Consider the following 26,936-nt stretch of genomic DNA (forward strand, 5'->3'; position numbering starts at 1 on the left):
CCTGAGCATGCGCCACGGGCATGGGGCCGTCCCCATGCCTTCCACCGGGTGCGCGGCACCCATTTCCATCTAGAGGATCGTCGATGAACACCTCGGAGCTGATCGAACAGCTGGCCCAGGACCACAAGCTGTCGCGCGTGAAGGCCAAGCGCATCCTCACCAGCATCTTCCAGGCGATCACCGAATCGGCCGCGCGGGGTGACCAGGTCTCGATCTCGGGTTTCGGCCGCTTCAAGGTCGCGGTCCGGCCGGAGCGCGAGAGCCGCAACCCGACCACCGGGGCGCCGATCACCATCGCCGCCTCGAAGAAGGTGGTGTTCAGCCCGTCCAAGCCGGTCCGCGAAGCGCTGAACGCCTGAACCCTTTGAACCGGGATCCGGCCGCGCCGCCGGATCCCGGCTGATATCGACAATCGATCCGCTGCGAGGGCCCCGCCTTCGCCATTGACGCCGATCCGGAACCGCCGGGTCGGCGGTCGGATGTCCTTTGCCTGCCCCCGCCTCCCCTGCCGCCCCGAGGATCTCCCGATGCTGCCCAAGCCTTCCGCGTCGCTGGTTCCGAACACCTACGCCTTCGAGACCACGCCGCTGGTCAAGCCGACCGGCTTCCGCGAATACGACGCCCGCTGGTGGTTCGGGCATCCCGGATCGGACAAGCCGCCGGAGCTGAACCTGATGGGCGTGCAGGCGCTGGGCCTCGGCCTCGGCACCTATCTGCACGAGGCGGGCGTCAAGCCCGAGGTGGTGGTCGGCCATGATTTCCGCGGCTATTCCATGGCGATCAAGATCGCCCTGGCGCAGGGGCTGATGGCGGCCGGCTGCACCGTGCACGACATCGGCCTGGCGGTGTCGCCGATGGCCTATTTCGCCCAGTTCGCGCTCGACGTCCCCGCCGTGGCGATGGTCACCGCCTCGCACAACGACAATGGCTGGACCGGGGTGAAGATGGGCTGCAGCCGCCCGGTCACCTTCGGGCCGGAGGAGATGGGCCGGCTGCGCGACATCGTGCTGTCCGGCGCCTTCGTGCCGCGTTCGGGCGGCGGCTACCGCTTCGTCGAGGGCTTCGCCGAGCAGTATGTCCGGGAGCTGACCCAAGGCCGGAAGATCGAACGCAAGATGCGCGTCGTGGCCGCCTGCGGCAACGGCACGGCCGGCGCCTTCGCCCCGCGGGTGCTGGAGGCGATCGGGATCGAAGTGATCCCGCTGAACGTCGAGCTGGACCACACCTTCCCGAACTACAATCCCAACCCCGAAGACATGGAGATGCTGCACGCCATTGCCGCCAAGGTGCGCGAGACCGGGGCCGATTTCGGCCTGGGCTTCGACGGCGATGGCGACCGCTGCGGCGTGGTCGACAACGAGGGCAACGAGATCTTCGCCGACAAGATCGGCGTGATGCTGGCGCGCGACCTGTCGGCGCTGCACCCGGGCGCCCAGTTCGTGGTCGACGTCAAGTCGACCGGCCTGTTCGCGGCCGACCCGGTGCTGCAGGCCCAGGGCGCGAAGACCGACTACTGGAAGACCGGCCATTCCTACATCAAGCGCCGGGTGCGCGACCTGAACGCCCTGGCCGGCTTCGAGAAATCCGGCCATTTCTTCTTCAACCCGCCGATTGGCCGCGGCTATGACGACGGGCTGGTCACCGCCATCGCGGTCTGCGAGATGATGGACCGCAACCCCGGCAAGAGCATGGCCGACCTCTACCGCGCCCTGCCGCAGACCTGGGGGTCGCCGACCATGTCGCCGCACTGCGCCGACGAGGTGAAGTACGACGTCGTCGAGCGGGTGGAGAAGCGCTTCCGCGAGATCGCCGCCAATGGCGGGCTGGACGGCCACCGCATCGTCGACCTGGTCACGGTCAACGGCATCCGGGTAACGACCGAGGACGGCACCTGGGGCCTGGTCCGCGCCTCCTCCAACAAGCCGGAGCTGGTGGTGGTGGTCGAGAGCCCGGTGTCCAAGGACCGGCTGCACGAGATGTTCAGGGCCGTGGACGGCGTGCTGCGTGAGAATCCCGAAGTGGGCGCCTACAATCAGACGATTTGACGACAGGGACCTGCCGCTGGAGCCGATGTGATGAGCACCCCGAACCCGACCGAGCAGATGGCCAACCTGCAGGGCCTGCGCGACCGGCTGACGACCTGGCTGACCACGCAGGCCCTGCCGATCTGGTGGGAGGCCGGCGCCGACTGCGAACGCGGCGGCTTCCACGAGCGTCTGGCGCTGGACGGCAGCCCCTGCCTCGAGCCGCGGCGCGCCCGGGTGCAGGCGCGGCAGGTCTTCACCTTCGCCGTCGCCGGCCGGCTGGGCTGGACCGGCCCGTCGCGCCAGGCGGTGGAGCACGGCCTGGAGTTCTTCCGCCGCGCCTATGAGCGGCCGGACGGCACCTTCCGCACCCTGGTCGGGCCGGACGGGGCGACGCTGGACGACACCGTGGTGCTGTACGACCAGGCCTTCGCCCTGTTCGCGCTGGCCGTCGCCGGCACCGTGGTCGCCGACCCGGCGCCGCTGGCCGCGGCGGCGACGCGCCTCAGGCAGCGGCTGGAGACAACGCTGAAGCACCCGCTGGGCGGCTTCGAGGAGGCGGCGCCGCGCAAGCTGCCGCTCCTGGCCAACCCGCACATGCACCTGTTCGAGGCGTCGCTGGCCTGGGTCGAGCTGGGCCGGGGCGCCGACCAGGCGGCCTGGAACGCCCTGGCCGACGAGATCGCCGGGCTGGCGCTGTCGCATTTCATCGACCCGAAGACGGGATATCTGCGCGAGTTCTTCGACGGCGAGTGGCGGCCGGCCCCGGGCCGCGACGGCCGCATCGTCGAGCCCGGCCATCTGTTCGAATGGGCCTGGCTGCTGGTCCGCTGGGGCAAGCTGCGCGGCCGGGCGGACGCCGTCGCCGCCGCCCGGCGCATGGCCGAGGCGGCCGAGGCCACCGGCGTCGACCCGGTCCGCAACGTCGCGGTCAACGCCATCCTCGACGACGGCGCGCCGGTCGATTCCGGCGCCCGGCTATGGCCGCAGACCGAGCGGATCAAGGCCGCGGTGGCGCTGGCCGGCGCCGCCGAGACCGAGGCGGAGAAGGCACTGTGGCGCGGCCGCATCGCCGCCGGCGTGACAGCGCTGTTCACCTATTTCGACGTGCCGGTGGCAGGCCTGTGGCGCGACAAGCTGCAGCCCGACGGCACCTTCGTCGAGGAGCCGGCGCCGGCCAGCAGCTTCTACCACATCATCTGCGCCATCGAGGAGCTGGACAAAGCCTTCGCCGCCGGCGCGCTGGGACCGGTGCCCCTGGCCGGGGCGGCGTAAGGCAGCGGGCTGCTATTCAGGACGGACCGGCCCCCCGGTCGTCGTTCTCCCCTCCCCTCGCGGGAGGGGGCTTTCGGCCCTTCTTGTGGCCGTCATTCCCGGCACTGTGGTGCAGGCCACCTGCACCACAGTGCCGGCAGGCCGCAGAACGGTGCGGTCGAGCCGAACCCCCGCCAGCCCCAGGCCGGACCCCTGGAAGGTCGACAACGCGACACAGGCCGCGAGGATCAGGAACCGCATGGTCCTGGCGCCGCCTGGTTGATCCACCTCTTCGTTGTCATCCCGTGCGCGCTGCGGCGCGGAGTGCCGCGGCGCAGACACGGGATGACACTGGGTATGAACGCGCGTCAGCCCTGCTGCCGCGCCAGTTGGTCGCGGATCCGGACGGACAGGCCGCTCTTCCAGTCGTCGAAGCTGTAGTCGGCGAGGATCCGCGCCTGGCCCTTGAGCGCCCGGGCCTTGGCTGCCTCGCGGTCGGTCAGGATGGCGCGCATCGCCGCCGCCGCCTGGTCGATCCGCGGGCTGGCCCAGTGGCCGACATAGGACTTGCTGCGCATCTGCTCCGGCGGCGTCGGCACGATGTCGACCCCGACCAGGAAAGCGTTGCCGGGATCGCAGAAATCCTGGGTGCCGGAGTAGTTGGAGACGATCACCGGCTTGCCCAGCATCATCGCGTCGGCGATGCCGTAGCCGAAGCCTTCGGCCCGGTGCAGGGCGACGAAGACGTCGGAGGAATCGATCAGCGACCAGTACTCGGCGTCGGTCAGGTTGCCCTCGACGATCTCGATCCGGCTGTCACCGGTGATGCGCTCCTCCACCTCTTCCCAGTAGCCGTCGAAGTTGCTCCAGTGCCCGGGGTCGATCTCGCGCATCTTGAGCAGCAGCCGGACCTCCTCCTCGCCCTCGGGGAAGGCCTGCTGGAAGGCCTTGACCACCGCCAGCGGGTTCTTGCGGACGATCGAGGAGCCGAATTCGGCCAGAGTCAGGAAGATCAGCTCGCTGGGGCTGCGCCGGAAACGGTCGAGGAACGGGCTGAACACCCGGGCCGGCGGCTGTGCGAGGCCCTTGCGGATGTTGCTGATCGGGGTCGAGGTGATCTTGCGGTAGCCGTCGGCAACGAAGCCGGACGGGGCCCAGATCTCGTCCACCGCATTGGCGCCGAGCAGATGGGTCTCCGGCGGGGTGTCGGTCTCCCACAGGTAGAAGCCGATGATGTGCGCGTCCTCGCAGATCGGGGCGAAGCGGGCGATCATCTCCGGCGCCCGGTCGGCGTTGACGCAGAGCACCACCACCCGGGCGCGCAGGTTCATGTCCTCGCGGTACCGCCCCTCGGGATTGACGCACTGGCCGTCATCGGCGTTGAAGATCAGCGGATCGAAATCCGACAGCGCCTCGACGAACATGTTGAGGTTGCGGCCGAGGCCGGTGGCGTTGGCATGGCCGATGATCACCAGGTCGATGCGCTGGATCTCCGGCTCGTCCTCCGGCGCCGACGCCAGCTCGGGCGCCACGGCCGAGATCGCGGCCAGGCGCGGCGACCGGCTGTAGACCCGGTCGATCAACTGCCGGCGCAGCACCTCGGGCCCGCGCTCGGCGATCAGCTCCTCCGGCACCGCGCGGCCGTTCAGCAGCGAGATCAGGGCCAGGTCGAAGCGGGTGAAGTGGCCCGCCACCTCATGCGGCGTCGAGCCCCAGTAGGACATCCAGTTGCGCGGGTTGAAGGAGCAGCGGTTCTGCTCGATCAAATCGGCCAGCACCTCCTTGAACGACAGGGTCAGCGCGTAGCCAGCCTCCATCATCTTGTGGGTGGTGCCTTCGTCCTCGTGCCGGAACAGCCAGTACCAGCTCCACGGCAGGGCCCGGCTGCGGTAGGCGTCGACCACCGCGCTCAGCCGCTCCTTCAGCGCCTTGGAGATCAGCAGCTGGTTGTTCTTGTCGCTGATGAAGGGCGCGGTGGCGAACTTGTACTGGACCTTGCGCAGCCCCTCGTCGCTGAAGATGTCGATGTGCTGGTAGTGCCGGCGCCAGAAGGCGAACAGCGCCAGCGAGACGTCGTTCTTCAGGGCGCGCTTGTTGAACACGCCCTCGGACAGCGCCTCGTGGATCTCGTTGGTCATGCAGAAGATGCTGCGCCGGTCGGCATATTCCATGACGTCGGAGATGATCCACTGCGCCGTGCCCTGGTAGCCGACCAGGTTCTTGGTGTCGCAGTCGTACCGGTTCGCCATGTAGCGGACGAATTCCGGGATGCGGCCCTTGACCTTGTCGTCGCCCGAGGCGTCGAGCCGGGCCATGGTCTTCGGCAGATGGCACTTGGCGGCGTAGCGGGCGCCGAGATAGCCGGTGCGGTTGACCATGTCGGCCAAGTGGTCGGCCAGCTCGTTCAGCGCGTCGGGATCCTTCCAGAAGGACAGCGCGGTGAAGGCCGGGCCGGCGATCACCGTGCCGTCCAGCTCGAATCCGAGCGAACGGTGACGGCCGTGCAGCCGGGTGGCGGCGAAGGCGACGCGGCCAGTGGCCGGATCGGTCCGCGCATCGAAGATCCGGCGGCCGTCGATCACCAGGCCGAGGTCGACCGGCTGGGCCGGGTCGAGCTGGTTGATGCCCCAGAGATGGAGCATGCCGTCCTCGACGAAGATCCCGCCGATCGCCGGCCGGTCCAGCGGCGACAGCACGTGGTTGTGCTGGGAGAGGCAAAGCGCCGCGGCCGCCTTGGTCGCCGCCACGGGATCGAAATCCTCCTCCGAGTCCCGGGCCACGCTGTACAGCCGGTCGAGCAGGACGGTGCGCCGGGCCTGCGGCGTCCCCGCCGCCCCATCACGTGACGCGGCGGCGCGCGATTCCATCGAGCGGGCATTGACGCCGTCCCAATCCGCCGCATCGATCAGATCCTGCAGCTCGTTGGGATCGATCGTCGAACCGGAGGCATCAGGAATCACAGCTGCGACCAAGGCTTGAATCTTCATTGCCGACGATCCTTCGACCGAGGAAATCTGGGATTCGAACGGGCGACTGGACGTCCCGCTCGGAATCGAAGACTATGCTGCAGCGCACCTAAATTCAAATCATAACGACGCGAAACCTGATTTCGCATCAGCCCAGTGGCGGAAACCCCACAAGACCGGACGCCAGGAGAGTGTTCCGCGGCTTTCGGGCTTCATAACTCCGTATGAGATCATCGGAGGAAGTTCGGAATAGCGGAAGATTTTCCCGGATTTTGATGGTCTTCAAAGTGTTGAATTCGCAAACCTGATGGCTGATACAAGATCAGCGCCTGAAATCTGGAGCAGGTCATGAGCGTGATCGAGCGAGCTGTGGTGCCGGTGGTGTTGTCGGGCGGGTCGGGGACGCGGCTGTGGCCGCTGTCGCGGGCGGGCTATCCCAAGCAGTTCCTGCCGCTGGTGTCGGGCAGCACCATGATCCAGGAGACGGTGGCCCGGGTCGGCGAGGCCGACGGCTTCGCCGCGCCGGTGTTCATCTGCGCCGACGACCACCGCTTCATCGTCGCCGAGCAGATGCGCCAGATCGGCGTGGCGCCGGACGCCATCATCCTCGAGCCCTCGGCCCGCAACACCGCCCCGGCCGTCGCCGTCGCCGCCCGCTTCCTGGCCGACCGCGACCCCGACACGCTGATGCTGGTGCTGCCCGCCGACCATCACATCGCCGACCCCAAGGGCTTCCGGGCATCCATCGCCGCCGCGGCGCCGGCCGCCCGCCAGGGCTATCTGATGACCTTCGGCATGCAGCCGACCGCGCCCGAGACCGGCTACGGCTACATCCTGCCGGGCGACGCCATCGCACAGGCCCCCGGCGCCCGCACCGTCGCCCGCTTCGTCGAGAAGCCGCCGCGCGAGACCGCCGAGCGCTTCCTGGCCGAAGGCCGGCACCTGTGGAACGCCGGCATCTTCCTGTTCACCGCCGGCCAGTACCTGGCCGAATGCGCCCGCCACGCCCCCCAGGTCCTGGCCGCCGCCGACGCCGCGCTCAAGGCCGCCTCGCGCGCCCTCACCTTCCTGCGCCTCGACCCTGCTGCCTTCGTCCAGGCCCCCTCGATCTCGATCGACCACGCCGTCATGGAGAAGACCGACCGCGCCGGCATCGTCCCCGCCTCGATCGGCTGGACCGATGTCGGCTCCTGGTCCTCGCTCTGGGAGATCGGCGACCGCGACGCCGCCGGCAACCTGACCCAGGGCGACGCCCTGGCTCTGGCCTCCCGCAACTGCCTGGTCCGCTCCGACGGCATCCTCACCGCCGTCATCGGCCTCGACGACGCCATCGTCATCGCCACCGACGACGCCGTCCTGGTCGCCGCCAAGGACCAGGTCCAGGACGTCAAGGCCGTCACCGACGCGCTGAAGAAGGCCAGGCGCCCCGAGGCCGTGATCCACCGCGAGATCTACCGCCCCTGGGGCACCGTCAAGTCGCTGCATGCCGGCGACCGCTTCCAGGTCAAGCGCGTCCTGATCCATCCCGGCCAGGCCATCGCCCTGCAGCGCCACTACCACCGCTCCGAGCACTGGGTCGTGCTCTCCGGCACCGCCCGCGTCACCATGGAAGGCCAGTCCCGCATCCTGCGCGAGAACGAGGCCGTCTACCTCCCCATCGGCACCGACCACAAGCTCGAGAACCCCGGCAAGATCGACCTCGAGCTCATCGAGGTCCGCACCGGCCCCTATCTCGGCGAGGACGACGTCGTCCGCCTCGAGGCGGCCGACGAGCTGCTGTTCGGATGACCGATCGAGCAGGGCTGTTCCGGACCGAGCGTAGATTTAAAATCTATGGTGTCATGGAGGCCGCCATCGATTGCAGGTTTCGTAGCGCGCTTCCTACGGTAGAGTAGCTGCCGCTGCGGTCCGCTGCCCGCCCGCCCATGCCGAATCGTTGAAAGAAGACCGACATGCCAGCAGGCTCTCCGAGACTCCAGGACCAGCCCATCGCGGTGATCGGCATGGCCTGCCGGCTACCCGGCGCGGCCGGCCTCGACGACTTCTGGTCGCTGCTGCTGCAGGAGCGCTGCAGCGTCTCCACGCTCGGCAGCGACCGCTGGGCGATCGAACGGTTCTACCACCCCCGGCGGGGCGAGCCGGGCCGCAGCTACACCCTGGCCGCCGGGCTGATCGAGGATCCGAACGGCTTCGACGCCGGCGCCTTCCGGATCGCGCCGCGCGAGGCCGAGCAGATGGACCCGCAGCAGCGGCTGCTGCTGGAGCTGGTGTGGGAGGCGCTGGAGGATGCGGGCCTGCCGCCCTCCACCCTCGCCGGCCAGCCGGTCGGCGTCTTCGTCGGCGCCTCTTCGGTCGACGCCTATACCCGGATCGTGGGCGATGCCAGTGGTATCGACACCCATTTCATGACCGGCAACACCGCGTCGATCATCGCCAACCGCATCTCCTACATCTACGACCTGCGCGGGCCGAGCCTGACCATCGACACCGCCTGCTCCTCGTCCCTCGTCGCGCTGGACGCGGCGGTGCGGGCGCTGGCCCGGGGCGAGATCGACACCGCAGTGGTCGCCGGGGTGAACATCCTGGGCGCGCCGCAGGCCTTCTACGGCTTCTCCCGTGCCGGCATGCTGTCGCCGACCGGGCTGTGCCGGCCCTTCGCCGCGGCGGCCGACGGCTATGTCCGCGCCGAAGGCGGCGCCGTGCTGGTGCTGAGCCGCCTTGACGCCGCCCGTTCGAACGGGCGCGTGCCGCGCGCCATGATCGACGCGACCGGCGTCAATTCCGACGGCCGCACCGTCGGCCTGTCGCTGCCCTCCACCGACGCCCAGCGCCGCCTGCTGGAGCAGGTCTACGGCGAGGCCGGCATCGACCCGAACGGCCTCGCCTTCGTCGAGGCGCACGGCACCGGCACCCGGGTCGGCGACCCGGCCGAGGCCGAGGCGATCGGCCGCGCGCTGGGCCAGAAGCGGGACGCGCCGCTGCCGGTCGGCTCGGTCAAATCCAACATCGGCCATCTCGAGCCGGCCTCGGGCCTGGCCGGGACGATCAAGGCGATCCTGGCGATCGAGCACCGGCTGCTGCCGGCGACGCTGCATCTCGACAGCATCAACCCGGACATCCCGTTCGACGCGCTGAACCTGGTGCCCGCGCGCGGCCCCGTGGCGCTGCAGCCGGGGCGCGGCCCGCTGACGGCCGGCGTCTCCTCCTTCGGCTTCGGCGGCACCAACGCCCATGCGGTGCTGCGGGCGCCTCGGCCGGAGGAGATGCCGGAGCCGTCGCCCGACATCCCGGCCGGCATCCTGCTGCTGTCGGCCCATGGCGAGGAGGCGCTGCGCAGCCTGGCCGGGCGCTATGCCGAGGCGCTGGAGCGGCCGGACGCGGTGCCCGCCCGGATCGCCCGCCACGCTGCCTATGACCGGGAATGGCTGCCGCACCGCCTGGCCCTGCCCCTCGGCGACGACGCCGCAGCGCTGCTGCGACGCTTCGCCGAGGGCGACCTAGCCCCAGGCGACCAGTCGGGGCCGCTGCTGTCGGCCCGCGGCGAGGGGGCCGCCGGGCCGGTCTGCTTCGCCTTCTCCGGCAACGGCTCGCAATTCGCCGGCATGGGCCTGCGCGCCTACCGCGCCAGCCGGCCGTTCCGCGAGGCCTTCGACGAGATCGATGCGCGCTACGCCGCCCTGGCCGGCTGGTCGCCGGCCGAGGCGCTGCAGGACCCGGCGCTGGAAGAGCGGCTGCACGCCACCTCCACCGCCCAGCCGCTGCTGTTCGCGGTGCAGGCGGCTCTGACCGCGGCGCTGGCCGCGGAGGGGCTGCGGCCCGCCATGGTGATCGGCCACAGCGTCGGCGAGGTGGCGGCGGCGCTGGCCGCCGGCATGGTGACGCCGGACCAGGCGGTCCGGATCATCCACTGGCGCAGCCGCTGCCAGGAGCAACTGCGCGGCCTGGGCAGCATGGCGGTGCTGATGCTGTCGCGCGAGGAGGCCGAGGCGGTGCTGGCCGAGGCCGGCCTGGCCGGGGTCGTGGTGGCCGCGGTCAACAGCCCGGTCTGCGTCACCGTCTCCGGCCCCAGGGACGAGATCGAGGCGCTGCTGAAGCTGGCGCGGCAGCGCCGGGTCGCGGCGCAGCGCGTCGGGGTCGACTACCCGTTCCATTCACCGCTGACCGCGCCGATCGAGGCGCCGCTGAAGGCGGCACTGGCCGGCACCGTCGCGGCCGACGGCCGGATCCCGTTCATCTCCGCCGTCACCGGCGGCCTGCTGGCCGGCGCCGCGCTGGATGCCGACTACTGGTGGCACAACATCCGCCAGCCGGTCGATTTCGCCGCGGCGGCGCGGACCGCGCTGGACCTCGGCGCCGCGATCTTCGTCGAGATCGGCCCCCGGCCGGTGCTGACCGGCCATCTGCGCGACATCGCCAAGGCGGCGGAGCGGGAGGCGGCGATCCTGCCGACGCTCGACAACCGGCCCGGCAAGCAGGCGACCGAGGACGGGCGGGACCCGGTCCGGCCGGTCGCGCTGCAGGTGCTGCTGCGCGGCGGCGCCGTCGACCGGGGGCCGCTGTTCGGCGCCCGCCCCGCCGGCCGGCGCCAGGCCCTGCCGCACTATCCCTGGCAGCGCCGCGACCTGCGCCAAGCCCCGACGCCGGAGCGCATCGACCTGTCGCTGGCCAAGCCGGCCCATCCGCTGCTGGGCGCCCGCCTGGGCGAGGGCACGCCGGAATGGCACGGGCTGCTGGACCCCGAGCTGCTGCCCTACCTCGCCGACCACAAGGTGGCGGGCGAGGTGGTGGTGCCCGGGGCCGCGCTGCTGGAGATGGCGGTCGCCGCCGGCCGGCAGTGGTTCGGCGCCGACGCCGTCGAGGTCGAGGATTTCGACATCCTGCAGGCGCTGATGATCCCCGAAGGGACGACGCGCGAGACCTGGCTGCGGCTGGCGCCGGCCACCGGCGCCGTCGAGATCCTGGCGCGGCAGCGCATGGCCGGGGAGGACTGGACGCTGCACGCCCGCGGCCGGGTCGGCCCGAGCCCGGTCGCCGCCGCGCCGGAGCGGGACGGCGCCCGGGACGACGACGCCCTACGCCCGGTCGATCCGGCGTCGATCTACGCCGCGGCCGCGTCGGCCGGGCTGGACTACGGTCCCGGCTTCCGCCGCGCCGCAGCCATCGCCAGCGACGACGAGCGGAGGATCACCGTCGACCTGGCGCCGGAGGCCGCGCAGAACGGCCTCTACACCACGCCGCACGCGCTGCACCCGACCACGCTGGACGCCGCCTTCCACGGCTTGTTCGCGCTGTACGAGCGGCTCGGCGGCGGCGAAGGCGGCGCCTTCCTGCCGGTGCGCTTCGCCGCGCTGCGCGTCTACCGCTCCGCCCCGGCCTGCCGGGCGCGCCTGGACCTGCGCCGCGCCACGCCGCGGTCGATCCTGGTCGACATCGCGCTCGAGGACGAGGCGGGCTCGGGGGGGGCCGAGCTGCGCGGCGCCCGCTTCCAGCGCAGCGCCCTGCGCCTGGCGGGCGGGGACGAGCTGTTGTACCGCCCGGTGCGCCAGCCCTGGGACGACGGCACCGCCGCCGTCACCGCGGCGGATCTCGACCAGGCCGCCGCCGGGCTCCTGGACCGGCACCAGGCCGGCGACGACTGGCTGCTGCTGACCGCCTGGGCGCGGTCGATGGCACATCGCGCCGTGCGGGCGGTCGCCGGATCCTCCCGCTTCACCGTCGAGCGGCTGTGCCGCGGCGGGCGCCTGGCCACGGCCGCGGGGCCGCGCTTCGAGGGGCTGCTGCGGATCCTGGCGGAGTTCGGGCTGGCGACCGAGCAGAACGGCGCCTGGCACCTGGCCCCCGCCCGCCTGCCGTCGCCGCAGGCGATCCTGCGGTCGATCCTGGCCGCGCATCCGGAGCGCGGCGCCGAGACGGTGATGGCCGCCCGGCTGTCGCGCGATCTGGTCGCGGCGCTGCGCAGCGGCGAGCCGCTGCGCTTCTCCAAGGGCGTCGAGGCGCATGCCCGCGCCGCCTCGCCGCTGCTGCCGCTGGCGGCGGAGCTGGTCGGGCGGCTGGCCGCCGGCCGTGCCGCGCCCCTGGCCCTGCTGCTGGTCGACCCCGAGGGCGAGCTGGTGCCGGCGCTGCTGCCGCTGGTCCGCGAGCGCGCCCTGACCGTGGCGGTGACCGGGCCGGAGCCCAAGGCGCTGGCCGGCCTGGCCGCGCGGACCCCGCGCCTGCCCGGGCTGCGGATCCTGGACGACCAGGCCGCGGCGCCGGCGGGCCGCTTCGACCTCGCCTTGGCCGTCGACGCCGTGCCGGCGGGGGACCCGGCGCGGCTGGCCCAGCAGATCGCCGGGCTGCTGCGCCCCGGCGCTCCGGCCGTCGCCATCGACACCATCCCGGACACGGTGACCGCCCTACTGCTCGACGGCAGGACCGACGGCGCCGCGGCGCCGGACGGGCTGGCCGGGGCCCTGGTCCAGGCCGGCTTCCGGCCGGCCTCCAGGCACCGCGCCGGCACCAGCGGCGCGACGGCGCAGCTGGCGGTCTGGGACCGGCCGGCCGCCGCCGTCCCGGCCCGGTCGATCCTGATCCGGCCGCCGGCCGCCGAGGCCGAGCTGCTGACCGACCTGGCCGACCGGCTGCGCCGGCAGGGGCACCAGGTCCGCATCGACCCGGCCGCCGCCGCGGCCGAGGGCGACACCGTGCTGCTGCCGCTGATGCTGGACGCGGCGCGCGACCCCGTCACCTTCCTGAGCGGCGCGATCCTGGCGCTGCGGGCGGAGGCCGAGGCCCTGCCGGCCGGCAAGGCCACCCTGTGGCTCGTCGCCCGCTGCGGCAAGGTGAACGGCAAGGCCGATGGCGGCCGCGGCCTGGCCGAGGCGCTGGCGGCCGCCGGCCGCACCCTGGCCAACGAGCATTCCGGCCTCGCCCTCCGCTTCGCCACCCTGGCCCCGGCGCTGGCCGACGACGCCGCGGCCGCGGCGCTGGCCGGGCTGATCGCATCGGACCCGGCCGAGACCGAGTTCGAGATCGACCGCGACGGCATCTTCGTCGGCCGGGTGGAAGCGGTGCGGCCGGCGCCGCAGGAGAGCGCGGCGGAGGACCGGGCCGCCCGCCTAGTCCTGGCCGCGCCGGGCAGCCTGGGCCGGATCGGCTGGACCGCGGCCGAGCGCCGGGCCCCCGGGCCGGAGGAGATCGAGATCGAGGTCGAGGCCAGCGGGCTGAACTTCCGCGACGTGATGTTCTCGCTGGGCCTGCTGCCGGACGACTATCTGGAGGACGGCTTCGCCGGCCCGACGCTGGGCTTCGAATGCGCCGGCACCGTCCGCCGCGTCGGCGCGGCGGTGACCGGCCTGCAGGAGGGCGACCGGGTGATGGCCTTCGCCCCGGCCGCCTTCGCCACCCATGTGACGGTGCCGGCCCAGGTGGCGATGCGGGTGCCAGAGGGAATCGACCCGGCCGCTGCGGCGACCATGCCGGTCGCCTTCATCACCGCCTGGTACGCGCTGGTGCACCAAGCCCGGCTGGGCCGCGGCGAGAGCGTGCTGATCCACGGCGCCGCCGGCGGCGTCGGCCTCGCCGCGCTGCAGATCGCCAAGCTGCGCGGCGCCACCGTGGTGGCCACCGCCGGCAACGAGGACAAGCGGGCCCTGGCCCAGCTGCTGGGCGCCGACCTGGTGCTGGATTCCCGGTCGCTGGCCTTCGCCGACGAGATCCGCTGGAAGCTGGGCGGCGTCGACGTGGTGCTCAACTCGCTGTCCGGCGACGCGATGCGCCGCAGCCTGCGGGCGCTGAAGCCCTTCGGCCGCTTCGTCGAGCTGGGCAAGCGCGACTTCGTCGTCGATACCGCGGTGGGGCTGCGCGCCTTCGCCCGCAACGTCTCCTATTTCGGGGTCGACGCCGACCAGCTGCTGAACGCCCAGCCCGCCCTGACCAGGCGCCTGCTGCGCGACCTGGACCGGCTGTTCGCGCAGCGCCGCCTGACCCCCCTGCCGCACCGGGTGTTCCCGGCCGACCAGGCGGAGGAGGCGTTCCGGCTGATGCAGGGCGCGGGCCATATCGGCAAAATCGTGATCACCCCGCCGCGCGAGATCCCAGCGGCGCCGGCGGCCGAGGCCCGGTTCGAGGCGCAGGGCACCGGCTTCCACCTGGTCACTGGCGGCACCGGGGGCTTCGGCTTCGCCGCCGCGCTGTGGCTGGCGGAGCACGGGGCGAAGACGATCGTCGTCGCGTCCCGCCGCGGTACGCTGGGCCCGGCGGAGAAGGCCGAGGCCGAGCGGCTGGCGAAGCAGGGCGCGACCCTGGCGGCCGAGCGGCTGGACGTCACCGACCGGGCGGCCTGCGAGAAGCTGCTGGCCGGGCTGGAGCGCCGGCACGGCCCGCTGCGCGGCATCATCCACGCCGCCATGGTGCTGGACGACGGCTTGCTGCGCGACCTGGACGCGGCGCGGATCGAGCGGGTGCTGGCGCCGAAGATCAAGGGCGCGATCCATCTCGACCTGGTCAGCCGCACCCGGGCGCCGGACTATTTCGTGCTGTTCTCCTCCGCCACCACGCTGATCGGCAATCCCGGCCAGGCCAATTACGTCGCCGCCAACGCCTATCTCGAGGCGCTGGCGCGGACCCGGCGGGCCCAGGGGCTGCCGGCGCTGGCCGTGGCCTGGGGCGCCATCGCCGATGCCGGGGTGCTGGCCCGCGACGCGGCCAAGGGCGACGCGCTGAAGCGGCGGATCGGCCGGTCGTCGCTGAAGGCGGCCGAGGCGCTGGCGCAGCTGGGCCGGCTGCTGGCCCGGCCGGCGGCGACGCCGGAGGAGGCGGTGGTGGCCTGCGCCCGGATCGACTGGCAGGCGGCGACCCGCGAGCTGCCGATCCTGGCCACGCCGCGGCTGGCGGCGATGGCCGATGGCCGCCGGGCCGAGGCGGCGGAGGCCGAGGTCGACCTCTCCGCCCTGATCGCGGGGCGGACCGACGCCGAGGCGCAGCGGATCGTGACCGAGACCATGCTGGCCGAGATCGGGCGGATCCTGCGCATGCCGCCGTCCGACATCGACGGCGACCGCCCCTTCGCGGAGCTGGGCATGGATTCGCTGATGGGGCTGGAGCTGGACGCGGCGATGCAGAGCCGCTACGGCATCGACCTGCCCTTCCTGTCGATCGGCGCCGGGCTGACGCTGAACGAGCTGAGCGGCCGCATCGTCGCCAAGCTGCGCGGCGCGCCGGCCGCCGGCCCCGAGGTGCCGCCGCCGAGCGAGGAGGCGCAGCTGATCGCCAAGCATGTCGAGGCCGAGCTGGAGGCCGACGCCGCCGTGCTGGTGCGCGAGGCGGTGCGGGACCGGGCCAAGACCACCCGCCGGGTGCTGGGATGAGTTTGCGATGACCAAGGGACGTTTGTCGGACGCCGCGCTGCGGTCGCTGATCTCCGAGGTGCGCGGCAAGGCCGCGGCGCCGGTCGAGGTGCCGGCGGCGCCGGAGGCGCGGTCCTACGACACCGCCTTCGAGACCCTGCCGGGCTACGAGACGCTGCGGATGCAGCGCGCCGCGGCCGACCTGCTGGGCGTCGCCAGCCCGTTCTTCCGCACCCACGAGCAGCGCGCCGGGGCGGTGTCGCGGATCGCCGGTCAGGAGGTGATCAACTTCGCCTCCTACGACTATCTCGGGCTGAACGGCCACCCGGCCGTGGCCGCGGCGGCGAAGGCGGCGGTCGACGAGTTCGGCACCTCGGTCTCGGCCAGCCGCCTCGTGGCGGGCGGGCGGCCGTTCCATGCGGCGCTGGAGCGGCGGCTGGCCGAGGTGCACGGGGTCGAGGACGCGGTCGCCTTCGTCAGCGGCCACGCCACAAACGTCTCCGCCATCGGCCAGATCACCGGGCCGGCCGACCTGATCCTGCACGATGCGCTGATCCACAGCAGCGTGATCACCGGCGCCCAGCTGTCCGGGGCGCAGCGGCGGGCCTTCCCGCACAACGACCTTGACACGCTGGAAGCCATCCTGGCGGCCGAGCGCGACCGCTGGCAGCGCGTGCTGATCGTGGTCGAGAGCCTGTATTCGATGGACGGCGACACCGTCGACCTGCCCCGGCTGGTGGCGCTCAAGCAGCGCTTCGGCGCCTGGCTGATGGTCGACGAGGCGCATGGGCTGGGCGTGCTGGGCCCGACCGGGCGCGGCATCGCCGAGGCCGCCGGAGTCGACCCGCGGCAGGTCGACATCTGGATGGGCACGATGTCGAAGACGCTGGCCTCCTGCGGCGGCTACATCGCCGGGCCGGGCGCCCTGGTCGAATACCTGAAGCTGACGGCGTCGGGCTTCGTCTACAGCGTCGGCATGCCGGCGCCGGCGACGATGGCGGCGCTGACGGCGCTGGAGCTGCTGATGGCCGACACGGATGGCCGCGTGGCCCGGCTGCGGGCCAATTCCCGGCATTTCCTGGAGCGCGCGCAGGCCGCCGGGCTGGACACCGGCCTGGCCCAGGGCCATGCGATCGTCCCGATCATCCTGGGGGATTCGCTGCAGGCGGTGCTGCTGTCGAACCGGCTGCTGGAGCGCGGCGTCAACGTCTCGCCGATCGTGCATCCGGCGGTGCCGGAGAAATCGGCCCGGCTGCGCTGCTTCGTGACGTCGGAGCACACCCCGGACCAGATCGACCGAGCCGTCGCCATCATCGCCGAGGAGCGGGAGACGCTGCGGCGCGAGGCGCCGACGGTGGCAAGGCTGAAGTCTCTCGCATCCTGAGCTGATACCGTCCGGACCGGCAAACGCCGCGGCAGGCTCCCGACATCATCCGTTCATATGACGCGGCAGGCTTCGCGGGCCGGTATCTTGCGTCCGACCGGAGCCGATGGCGTCGGATGCCATCGGCTCCGCCGCAACCTCGACGAACGGGATCTGACCATGGCTGACGTCTATGGCGCGATCACGGATGCAGCGCTGAATAGGATTGTCGGGTTCGCGCATGTCCGCGCCCCGTTTCTGTTCAACTATGTCGCACCATCGCTCCAGGTGGTGCTGGATGCCGACCAGAATTTCGCGGGCCTGCAGGACCTTTGGCTGACATGCGCGCCGGTTCCGGACTCGCCCCTGCCCGGCGTGCCGAAATATCGCCGGATGCCGCCGTTCCAGCTTCCGGGCATTCCCATCGGGTTGCCATACTCGATCCAGATCGTCGATGCGAAGATCGATTTCCATCCGGGAAACGAGGTCGTGCTGCCGGAGGAGCTGCGGCCGCCGCTCGGAGGCCAGGGCATCGCGCTCAAGGCTCAGCTTCTATTCGGCCTCTCCTGCGTTCCCGACGGCATCGTCGAGACCTTGACCCGACAGCAGTTCGGGCTGACCGATACGATCCCGCGCTTCAGCGTGCTGCCGGTCACCCATCTGGAATGCTTCGTCCTCGACCTCTACGCGACCGGACAGCTGGCGGTGCGGACGACGCCGCAGCCCGGCCCCTACCCGCTGCAGCAGGTGCGGCTGGAGGTCGACGGCATCGAGATCGTCGACATCACGCCGAAGGGCCTGGAAGGCGCGATCGAATGCTACCTGCGCGCCATGCTCAAGGGTTATGTGCTGCCGAGGCTCGTGCTCGGTCTGGAGGACTTGGTGCTGCGCACGCTCGGCATCACCTTCACCCCGCATCTGACGCCAGCCCTGCCGAACAATCCGGCGGCCGAGCAGGACGAGTTGCGGGTCTGGTTGGACCTCGAGGTGAGCTAAGGGAGGCGGTGATGAGCGAGGTAACCTTCTCCGTCAGCGAGCGTGCGTTCACCGCGGTCTTCAACAAGATCTATCCCTCGGTGCAACTGCCCTTCGACGGGTCGAACACCGTGGCCGGGATCATATGGTATGGCGTCGACGGCGCGATCCACATCGAGGGCGCCGGCGAGATCCGGTTCGAGGACGGCAACACCTTCCTCCTCAAAGAACTCAAGATCGGCTGGGACAAGCTGATCCTACGCCTGGGAATCGACATCCCGGAGCTGACCATCGGCGGCTTCTGCCTGATCCGGGCGCCGCGGGGCACCCCGTTCATCGGCGGGCACTGCATCGTGCCGTTTCCCAAGATCTCGCTGTTCACGGCCAAACCCGACATCGGCCCGCTGACACTGAACCTGAACGCGATCGTCGCCTATCTCATTACCGAGATCAGCGGCCGCTTCTCCATCGGCATCCGCAAGGACGGCGACTTCCAGAAGATCTACGCCGATCCGCAGGCCGTCGATGTCGACCCGATCTCGATCAGCGACACCTTCGGCAAGCTGCCGACCATCGTTCAGGCCGGCGTCGCCGCGGCCAGTGCACAAATGCTGGCCCTGGTGCCGGCCGCCTGGATGGCCGACGTCATCCTGTCTCTGCTGGGCGCGCCGACGGTGACAGCCTATCTGCTCGATTTGCTCGACATCCATGACGACATGGAGGAGTGGCTGATGGACGTCCTCCATGTCAGCATTGGCCTCGACAACCTGCTGTATCAGGTGATCTTTGCATCGATGCTGGAGCGGACCGAGCTCTTCAAGATCGAGGATCCCTATCCTTTCGTGCCGGCGATGAAGCTCGACACAGCGGATTTCGGCGGCTTTCCTGTCGTCCCGGCGACACCCGACTTCATGATGCCGGAGGTTGCGGCCGCGATCCTGAATCCTTCGGTGCAGTTCGAGGCCGGCGTCATGACCGTCCGGTTCGATTTCGGAGGCTGAAGACCATGCGCAACATCCTCTCTTCGGCCTTCACGGTGGTCGATCTGGATTCGGCCGCACTCGCCGGCACGGCGACGGTCGCCCATCCTCTCCACGATGTCGGGGATCTCTGGCTTTCGGTGCATGAGGACGGGCGCGAGGCGTTGCCGGCGGCCATCATCAGCGTTCGCGACGACGAGGGGCCGATGCAGGTCTCGCTGGACCTTGCGGCCGAGCCGGCCGACTGCTCCGGCCGGGTCCGGCCTGGGCAGGCGCTGCACGTGGTCCGCAAAGGTGGCTATCTCTGCCTCGGGTCGAGCACGGAAGGTAGAGGCCGCTTCGCCACGCTCCAGAACGGCCAGAAGCCGAACCTGCCATGGGATTCCCGCAGCCTCGGCCCCGGCGATCTCTTCGCCTTCGTGGCAATGCGGCCCGGAACCTATGCGTTGGCGAACCGGATCGACGACGCCGCCTGCACCGTGACCGTGATCTATCCCGATCCACGGCGCAACAAGATGCGCTCGCCGCAGCCTCCGAAACCCATCCGCATCCGGTCGTCGAAGCTGGCGGGCCACAAGACCATCGCGATGAAACCCGGCCAGGGTATGGTGGTGGAGGTCGAAACGGCGGCAAGATTCACCTTGGATCTGCAGGCCGCCGACGACGGCCCTCCCGATCTCGCCGCATGGCGCCGCGCCCAGTCCCGGACGATCTGGCCGCGCACGCAGAGCCAGCGCAACGCCTGACGTCGCGGGCCTCACCGCCAGCACGGATGCGATGCGTCGCTACAGCGCCGCCGGGGCGTCGATCTCGAAGCGCAGGAAGCGGTCGATGAAGGCCGCCCGGACCGGGCGCGGGGCCAGCCGGCCCAGGCGGATCAGCCAGACCAGCGGCCAGGGGAAGGCGACCATGGCGCGGCCGCGCGCGGCGCCGGCGGCAATGTGCCCGGCCGCGCGCTCGGCGCTCCACTGGAACGGCCGGGCGCCGCGGTAGCGGTCGCTCATCCCGGTGGCGATGAAGCCGGGGCAGGCGATGGTGACGCGGATGCCGTCCGGCCGCAGCCAGGCCAGCAGCGCCTCGCCCCAGGCCATCAGCCCGGCCTTGGAGGCGGAATAGGCCGGCTGGTCGGCCAGCGGCATCAGCGCCGCCAGCGACGAGACCAGGACGATGCGGCCGAAGCGGCGGGCGCGCATCGGCTCGATCAGCGGCGACACCGTGGCGATCGCGCCTTCCAGGTTGATGCGCAGCTGCGCCGTGACCAGATCCTCCGGTTCGCAGCCGCGGCCCGGGGCCAGACCGGCCTCGACACCGGCATTGGCAATCACCACCGCCACCGGATGGCGGGCGTCGAAGCCGCGCAGGAAATCGCCCAGCCGGGCGCCGTCGCGCACATCGATCTCCGCCGTCTCCACCACCGCGCCGCGGCGCCGGCAGGATTCGGCGACCCCGGCCAGGCGGGCGGGGTTGCGGCCGATCAGGGCCAGCGCCACGCCCGGCGCCGCGTAGTGCCGGGCCAGCGCCGCGCCGAGACCGTGCGACGCCCCGGTCACGACAACCGCCGTCGCCTGGGCCGTCACGCTCATTCCCCGGCCTGCGCCCAGGCCGCAGCCTCGCGCAGCGGCCGCACCTCGCCGTCGAGGATGCGGCGGCGGGCGCCGTCGACCGCGAGGTCGATGCCCTGCAGCGAGAAGAAGCTGCCGCGGATCTGGGTCCGCGCCACCACGACGCGGCGGAACGCCTCCAGCAGGTCCGGCCGCGGCGGCTGCCCCTCGGCCCAGAAACGGTCGAGGCCGCCCTGGAAGCTGAGGCCCGGCAGGTCGAACACGGCGGTGCCCAACGTCTGCAGCGGCCGGCCGCGCTCGAGCGCGAACAGGCCGACGGTGGAGTTGACCACGACCACGCCGATGGCGCCGTCGACCAGTTGCTGCAAGTCGCCGCCGTCGATGAAGTCGACCCGGCCGGCGACGCCGTGCCGCGCCGCCAGCGCCTCGATCCGCCGCTGCTTGGCGACCGGGCGGAAGTCCAGCGGGTGCAGCTTCACCACCAGCCGGGTGCCGGGGTCGGCGCTGCGGGCGAAGGAGGCGATCACCTCCTCCGCCGCCTCGACCGTGTCGCGGAAGGGCGAATGGGTGCGGATCTGGAAATCGGTGTCGAGCTGCAGCGGGTGCAGGTAGTAGCGCCCGGCCTGCCCGGCCAGGCCCTGCATCACCCGGCGCGCCCGCCGCCTGGCCCAGGGGGCGCGGAGGAAGCGGCCCACCCAGCCGGCATATTCCACCAGCGGGTGGTCGAGGGCGTGGTGGCGGTAATGCGGGAAGGCCGGCATCAGCGCCACCAGCCCGGCCGTCCACAGCACGTCCCACACCGCCCGGTGCAGGAAGTAGGACGGCACCGGTGCCGGCGGCGGCGGCGGTTCGACGCCCCGCGCCAGGGCCAGGAACGCGGCCGGGCTGCGCGGCAGGTCGGAATGACCGTTGACGCCCCAGGCCTCGCAGGTGACCCAGCCGGGGCGCAGATAGCCCTCCTCGAACAGGTGCAGCCTGAGGCCGCGGCGGCGGGCGAGGTCAACCGCCACCCTGTGATGCGGCCGGCAGTCGCCGAACAGCACCAGGTCGGTGACGCGCTCGCGGTCGAGGATGTCCGCGACGAAGCCGCGCCAGTCCTCGAACCGGCCGCGGAAGGCGATGGCCGGCCGGCGCCAGAACACCACGTCGCCGCCGCAGATGTTGATCTTGACGATGCGGGCGCCCTCGGCCTCCAGCGCCGCCGCCAGGCGGCGCTGGAACGGCGTCGCCGCCCCCTGCAGGACCAGCACGACGCGCTGACGTCCGGTGCCGGACGGCGCCGGGATCGCCCGCGCCGCAGCCGGCTGTGGGGAGGCCGGCTGCGGCGGGACGGGCCGCGGCGGGGCCAGCGCACCGGCCAGCCGCGCCGCAGCGGCAAACGGGCGCTGGGGTCGCCCGTTCACGCTCGTCTCCCTCAGAAGGGGATGCGGGCGTAGACGTCGCCCGACACCGGCCACAGCGCGTCGTCGAAGGACACCGACTGCGCCACCGGGAAGGCCTCGAACAGGTCGCGGCCGTCATAGCGCAGCGGCTGCCAGGTCTCGTCGATCCAGGTGATCACGTCCTCCCACGGCGTCTCCAGGCTGCGGTCGCGGCAGAAGGCGATCACGCCCGGCTTGCCGACGCCGGAGTAGAAGTCGCGGATGCGGTGGTCGATCCGGTTCTCCGGATCGTCGACGTCGAGCAGCAGCCGGCCGCCTTCATAGGTGCCGAACCAGCCGCAGGGCACGCCGTAGGTCTCGGCGATCACCATCCCGTGCAGGCTGGTCGAGATGATCCGCTTGCACGACACGATCTCCTCCACCTTCGCGGCGAAGGCGTCGACCTTCGGCGCGGTGTAGGTGTTGATCAGCCGGATCGAGCCCGCCAGGCTGGGCGGGATGTTGTAGCGCTTCAGCGCCTCCTTCACCCCCGACTGCGGGTCCATCGAAGCCAGCTCGGAGATGTGCAGGATCACGCCGAGCTCATGCGTCTTCTTGACGTGCTTCATCGGCATGATGCGCGGCAGGAACCAGACCGGGTCGCCGAACACGTCGGGCACCTTGATGCCCTGGCCGCGCAGCACCGCCTGGGTCTTGCGGCCGCGCACGCCGTGCACGACGAAATCGGTGTTCTGCGGCCGGATGTACTGCCGGATCGAGCGGTCGACCGGGTTCAGCGTCGCATCCATGCCGGTGCCCCAGAAGTGCAGCACGCCGTTCTTCTGGGCATGGCCGATGGTGCCGACCGCGACCATCCGCTCCGACGCGTCGTCGAAGGCGGCGCGGCGCACCGGCAGGCCGGCGATGGCGGCGACCACCACGGCGCTGAGCGCGTCGCCGAGATTGGCGTGCGGATGCTCGCTGGTGGTGGCGACCCAGGACAGCGGAACCGACAGCCGCTTGGCGTTGAAGCGCAGCAGCGTCTCCAGCCGGTCGCGCGACACCGCATCGGTCTTGGCCACCGCCGGGGCGGCGACCGGGGTCGGGGCGGCCTCGACGACGGGTTCGGGCGCACGGGCGATGGCGGCGGAGCCGGCGGTCATCGGCGGGGCGGACGCGGAGGCAACGGCCGCGGCGGGCTTGGCCGGGGCGGGTGTCGAGGGTACGGTCATATCGGAAACAACCTTCAGGGCCGGGGCCGGCTTGGCGGGGGCGGCCGGAGCCGGAGCCGCGGCTTCGGCCTTGCCCCCGGCCGAGCGGGCCAGGGCGACGCGCTTGCGGTCCTCACGGCGCAGCTCGTCCACGGAATGCTGCAGCACCAGGCCGGTCAGCACCGGGTGGTCCCAGACGGTCTTGCCGGCCGGCGCCGTCAGCGGCTTGGCATCAAGAGGGAAGGCGTTGATCAGCGCATCCTCGTCGATCGATACCGGCTCCCAGACATCGTCGATGGTGTCGATCACGTCCTGCCAGTCGGTGGCGATGCCGCGCGGCTGGCTGTAGCTCCAGATCTTCTGCTTGCCGATGCCGGTGTAGAGGTCGACGATCCGCAGGTCGGTCGTGCCCTCGGGATTGAGCTCCGTCAGCGTCAGCCCGGGCTCGTCGCCCTGCGGCGAGAAGTACAGGCAGGGGATGCCGTAGCTTTCGGCGATCACCATGCCGTGCAGGCTGGTCGACACGATCCGCTTGCAGGCCAGGATCTCGTCGACCTTGTCCTTGAGCCCGCCGATGCCGATGGGCGTCACCGTGCTGATCAGGTGCACCTTGCCGGCGAACTCGGCCGGCACCTCGAAGCGCTTGTAGTCGGCGCGCGGATTCGCCTGGGCGAAGGACCGGTCCGCCAGCTCGGACAGGTGCAGGATGACGCCGACATCCCACTTCTTCTCGACCTTCGGCTTGTAGAAGCGCGGCAGCAGCCAGACCGGGTCGCCATAGACGCCGCCCTTGGCCTTGCCGCCCAGCAGCTTGGCCGAGACCGGGCCGCGGCTGGCCGGCACGTGGAAGGTGGAATCGGGCGGCACGGTGAAGGGCAGCCGCTCCGGCATCGGCGCCGAGGGATTCTTCCAGCCCGAGCAGCCGGTGCCCCAGAACCAGACCTCGCCGCCCTCGAACCCATGGCCGATCGTGCCGACGGCGGCCATGCGCACGGATTTCGACCTGGTCGGGACGCGGGCGATGTCCAGCCCGGACAGCAGGGCCACCATGACCGGACTGAGCGCATCGCCGAAGTTCAGATAGTCCATCTCCTTGGTCGAGCCGGCCCAGGAGAGCGGGATCTGTCCCGCGTCGCGCGTGGCCCGCAACAAGCTGTTCATCATGCGTCTCGTCCACTTCGATAGGGTCGGTTTCGGGTCGCCGGACCGGGGTGCCGCATCAGGCCCGGTCCGCCAGGGGCCGCCGCAGCAGCGCCGCCATGCGCTGCAGCGGCCCGGCCGCCGGCCGGCGTTCGGCGGCGGCGGGCCGGATCACCGTCTGCGGCCGGTGCTGCAGCGGGATCTGCCGCAGCACCGGATGCTCGAACACGGTCTCGCCGCGCCCCGGCCGCAGCGGGTTCAGGTCGAGCGGGAAGGCTTCCTGGAGCGGCGCCGTGTCGAAATCGGGCCGCTGCCAGGCCGTGTCGATCGCCGCCATCAGCGCCGCCCAGTCGGTGCGCTCGCGGCGCGGCTGGCCGTAGATCGGCAGGCTGGTGCGGCCGAGGCCGCGATAGAGGTCGACGATGCGGAGGTCGAGCGTGCCGTCAGGGTCGAGCTCGGCCGTGTGCAGCCCGCGCGGCGCCCGCGGCGAGAAGTACAGGCAGGGGATGCCGTAGCTTTCGGCGAAGACCATGCCGTGCAGGCTGGTCGACACGATCCGCTCGCATTCCAGGATCTCGTCCAGCCGGGCCCGCATCCCGTCCAGGCCGATCGGCGTCACCGTGTGGATCAGCCTGACGTCGCCGGCCAGCTCCGCCGGCACCTGGTAGCGGATGTGCTCCGCCTTCGGCCGGACCTCGAAGGAGCGGTCCTGCAGATCGGCCAGATGGATGATGACGCCGAGCTTCCACTTCTTGCGGCGCGGCCCGGGGTAGAATTGCGGCAGCAGCCAGACCGGGTCGCCGTAGACCGCCGGCCCCACCGCGTTCTCCTCGCCCAGGATCCGGCGCGACACCGGCCCGCGGGTCGCGGCGATGTGCAGGCGGGTGCCGGGCAGCGGCGCCACCGGGACGCGCTGATCGGCCGGGGCCGAGGGGTTGCGCCAGCGCGAGCTGCCGGTGCCCCAGACCACGACCTCGCCCTCCTTCAGGCTGTGGCCGATGGTGCCGACCGCGGCCATGCGCAGGCGCCGCGATTCATGCGCGACATGTTCGACCGGCAGGCCCGACAGCAGCGACACCATCACCGCGCTGAGCGCGTCGCCGAGATTGACATAGTCCTGCTCGCGCGTCGCCGCCACCCAGGTCAGCGGCACGATCTGCCGCTGCCTGACCGAGGCGGCCAAAGCGCGAATGGTCTCGTTGCCCGGCACGGCCATCGGGTTTCCATGATTCCAGTTTCGACCCAAAGGTTTTAAGCCGGAATCGTCGCCGCTGTCATGCGTTTTGCGGTGCGAAATCGCAGTGCGAAGCAAAAATCTGCATCTGTCTGCCTCGGAAGCACCTTTTGGTTTGGGTATAGAATCCGTTTTCAGATCAATATGATGTGCCGAGCAAACCTGAAACCGGCTTTTTCCGGGGCCCCCGGCGGATCCCGCGAATCACTCCCGCCAAGCAAAATCTATGAAAACTTCTCGTGCGACATCCGGCCGCTTCGCCGCAGCGACGGTTTCGACCATTCTGGCCGCGGGGGAGCCACGTCCGACAAGCAATCAGAGGCACTGCATGCAGCTCCGTTTCCTGGCCCTCCCCGCCGCCCTGGCGCTGGCCGCCGGCCTGGCCGCGGCGCCGCCGGCCCGGGCCCAGGCCCAGTCCGACAAGCTGGAAGACTTCATGATCATGGATGTCTGCGTCGACCAGCACGACCGGATCGAGCCGGCGCTGGTGCCGGGCGACCGCGACTGCACCCGGCGCCGCAACATCCGCGCCGGCGAGGCCGTGCCCTACCACCTGCACAACTACCCGGGGCCGGGCGCGCCCTGCCCGCAGCGCCTGGGCACGGTGTCGAAGGACAACATCCCGATCGAGAAGCGCGGCGTCACCCGCATCGTCAGCTTCTACGACCGCGGCGTCGACCACAGCTGCCCGGACGCCGACCCGGGGGCGCCCAGCTTCGGCAAGCTCGACACCGGCCGCGAGGGCGGGTCGGTGCAATGGGTCGACGAGCGCTGGGGCTACATCATGGGCAGCTGGAGCCCGGTCGCGCTGTCCTACTGGCTGACCCCGTCCTGCGCAGGCGCGCCCGACACCTCCGGCCGGTTCCGCTATGGCTGGGTGATCGGCCCGGCGACGCTGCCGCCCGAGGGCCAGGGCGGCTTCGAGACGTTCCAGAGCAAGCTGGTCACCGCCAAGGACGGCGGCGAGCCGGAGGCCGGCTGCCCGAAGCGCTTCGCCCGCCCCTTCACCCTGTGGATGCGCGACCGCTTCACCTACAAGGACGGCAAGTCGCTGGACACCCTGATCTCGCTGCGCTTCTCCAGCTCCAGCAAGGACGGCCAGGGGCCGGGCCCGGCGACCCAGGTCGAGATCACCTACTGGACCAAGGAGTTCGGCCTGACCCGCTGGGAGAAATGGGCCCGCGGCGACTGGGTCCATCCGCGCAACCGGCAGGCCGCGGCCACGCTGGGCAAGACGCTGTTCGAGCGCGACACCTGCAGCCCGCCCTACAGCTTCCGCAGCAGCCCGGTGCCGGAGCTGACGATCAGCGACAGCGGCAGCCGGGACGATTACAGCCGGACCCTGACCGACACGCGGACGGGCGAATCCCACAACTGGCACATGTCGCTGTGCAGTGACTACACCAACATCGTCAAGGATGCCGACGGCGGCCTCGTCCCGCCCTGGGGACAGGCGCTGAGCAACATCTTCTGGGCGGAGTAGCTGGACGGAACAGCCCGCCGCGGGCGTCCGGCGCTCGAAGCGCGATCGCGCTTCGAC

At 71.4% G+C, this 26,936-nt stretch carries 15 protein-coding genes; 10 read left to right on the forward strand and 5 right to left on the reverse strand.

Annotated elements, in window-relative coordinates:
• Positions 1-20 precede the first annotated feature (20 nt).
• The 3 genes from LG391_RS30250 (at position 21) to LG391_RS30260 (ending at position 3,299) form a co-directional block, all read left to right on the forward strand.
• Complete coding sequence (locus tag LG391_RS30250; protein WP_255646936.1) at positions 21-359, forward strand: HU family DNA-binding protein; 339 nt, start codon at positions 21-23, stop codon at positions 357-359.
• A 168-nt stretch (positions 360-527) separates the two neighbouring features.
• Positions 528-2,045: a phosphomannomutase/phosphoglucomutase gene (locus tag LG391_RS30255; protein ID WP_225772105.1), complete on the forward strand. Its 1,518-nt coding sequence runs from the start codon at positions 528-530 to the stop codon at positions 2,043-2,045.
• Between the two features lie 30 nt (positions 2,046-2,075).
• Positions 2,076-3,299, forward strand: coding sequence for an AGE family epimerase/isomerase (locus LG391_RS30260; RefSeq protein WP_225772107.1), 1,224 nt, complete (start codon positions 2,076-2,078; stop codon positions 3,297-3,299).
• 347 nt (positions 3,300-3,646) lie between these two features.
• On the opposite strand, the gene LG391_RS30265 is transcribed toward LG391_RS30260, so the two are convergent.
• A complete protein-coding gene (locus LG391_RS30265) occupies positions 3,647-6,238 on the reverse strand; it encodes a glycosyltransferase family 4 protein (protein ID WP_225772109.1) in 2,592 nt (863 codons plus the stop codon).
• A gap of 354 nt (positions 6,239-6,592) precedes the next feature.
• Between LG391_RS30265 and LG391_RS30270 the strand changes: the two genes are divergently transcribed.
• From LG391_RS30270 to LG391_RS30295, 6 genes are all read left to right on the forward strand, one after another.
• The gene (locus tag LG391_RS30270) at positions 6,593-8,032 is read left to right on the forward strand and encodes a mannose-1-phosphate guanylyltransferase/mannose-6-phosphate isomerase (RefSeq protein WP_225772110.1); all 1,440 of its coding nucleotides are present in this window, start codon (positions 6,593-6,595) and stop codon (positions 8,030-8,032) included.
• 164 nt (positions 8,033-8,196) lie between these two features.
• The gene (locus LG391_RS30275; RefSeq protein WP_225772112.1) at positions 8,197-15,591 is read left to right on the forward strand and encodes a type I polyketide synthase; all 7,395 of its coding nucleotides are present in this window, start codon (positions 8,197-8,199) and stop codon (positions 15,589-15,591) included.
• A gap of 7 nt (positions 15,592-15,598) precedes the next feature.
• A complete protein-coding gene (locus LG391_RS30280; RefSeq protein ID WP_225772114.1) occupies positions 15,599-16,954 on the forward strand; it encodes an aminotransferase class I/II-fold pyridoxal phosphate-dependent enzyme in 1,356 nt (451 codons plus the stop codon).
• A 159-nt stretch (positions 16,955-17,113) separates the two neighbouring features.
• A complete protein-coding gene (locus tag LG391_RS30285) occupies positions 17,114-17,929 on the forward strand; it encodes a hypothetical protein (RefSeq protein WP_225772116.1) in 816 nt (271 codons plus the stop codon).
• Between the two features lie 11 nt (positions 17,930-17,940).
• Positions 17,941-18,909 carry a hypothetical protein gene (locus LG391_RS30290; RefSeq protein WP_225772117.1) on the forward strand — a complete coding sequence of 323 codons (969 nt, stop codon included), beginning with the start codon at positions 17,941-17,943 and terminating at the stop codon, positions 18,907-18,909.
• Positions 18,910-18,914: 5 nt separating this feature from the next.
• Positions 18,915-19,634, forward strand: a complete 720-nt coding sequence (locus tag LG391_RS30295; RefSeq protein WP_225772119.1) for a hypothetical protein — start codon at positions 18,915-18,917, stop codon at positions 19,632-19,634.
• Positions 19,635-19,673: 39 nt separating this feature from the next.
• Here LG391_RS30295 and LG391_RS30300 read toward each other — a convergent pair whose 3' ends face one another.
• From LG391_RS30300 to LG391_RS30315, 4 genes are read right to left on the reverse strand one after another with little or no spacing between them, the layout of a single operon-like run.
• Positions 19,674-20,471: an SDR family oxidoreductase gene (locus LG391_RS30300; protein ID WP_225772121.1), complete on the reverse strand. Its 798-nt coding sequence runs from the start codon at positions 20,469-20,471 to the stop codon at positions 19,674-19,676.
• Complete coding sequence (locus tag LG391_RS30305) at positions 20,468-21,853, reverse strand: capsule biosynthesis protein (RefSeq protein ID WP_225772123.1); 1,386 nt, start codon at positions 21,851-21,853, stop codon at positions 20,468-20,470. The genes LG391_RS30300 and LG391_RS30305 overlap by 4 nt, the downstream gene beginning before the upstream one ends.
• An 11-nt stretch (positions 21,854-21,864) precedes the next feature.
• Positions 21,865-24,183, reverse strand: coding sequence for a polysaccharide pyruvyl transferase family protein (locus tag LG391_RS30310; RefSeq protein WP_225772124.1), 2,319 nt, complete (start codon positions 24,181-24,183; stop codon positions 21,865-21,867).
• Between the two features lie 58 nt (positions 24,184-24,241).
• Entirely contained in the window at positions 24,242-25,378 is a 1,137-nt protein-coding gene (locus tag LG391_RS30315) for a polysaccharide pyruvyl transferase family protein (protein ID WP_225772126.1), read from the reverse strand.
• Between the two features lie 346 nt (positions 25,379-25,724).
• On the opposite strand from LG391_RS30315, the gene LG391_RS30320 reads away from it, so the two are divergent.
• Positions 25,725-26,879: a hypothetical protein gene (locus tag LG391_RS30320; RefSeq protein ID WP_225772128.1), complete on the forward strand. Its 1,155-nt coding sequence runs from the start codon at positions 25,725-25,727 to the stop codon at positions 26,877-26,879.
• The last annotated feature ends 57 nt before the right edge of the window (positions 26,880-26,936 follow it).

The sequence above is a fragment of the Inquilinus sp. Marseille-Q2685 genome (assembly GCF_916619195.1).
GTDB lineage: Bacteria > Pseudomonadota > Alphaproteobacteria > DSM-16000 > Inquilinaceae > Inquilinus.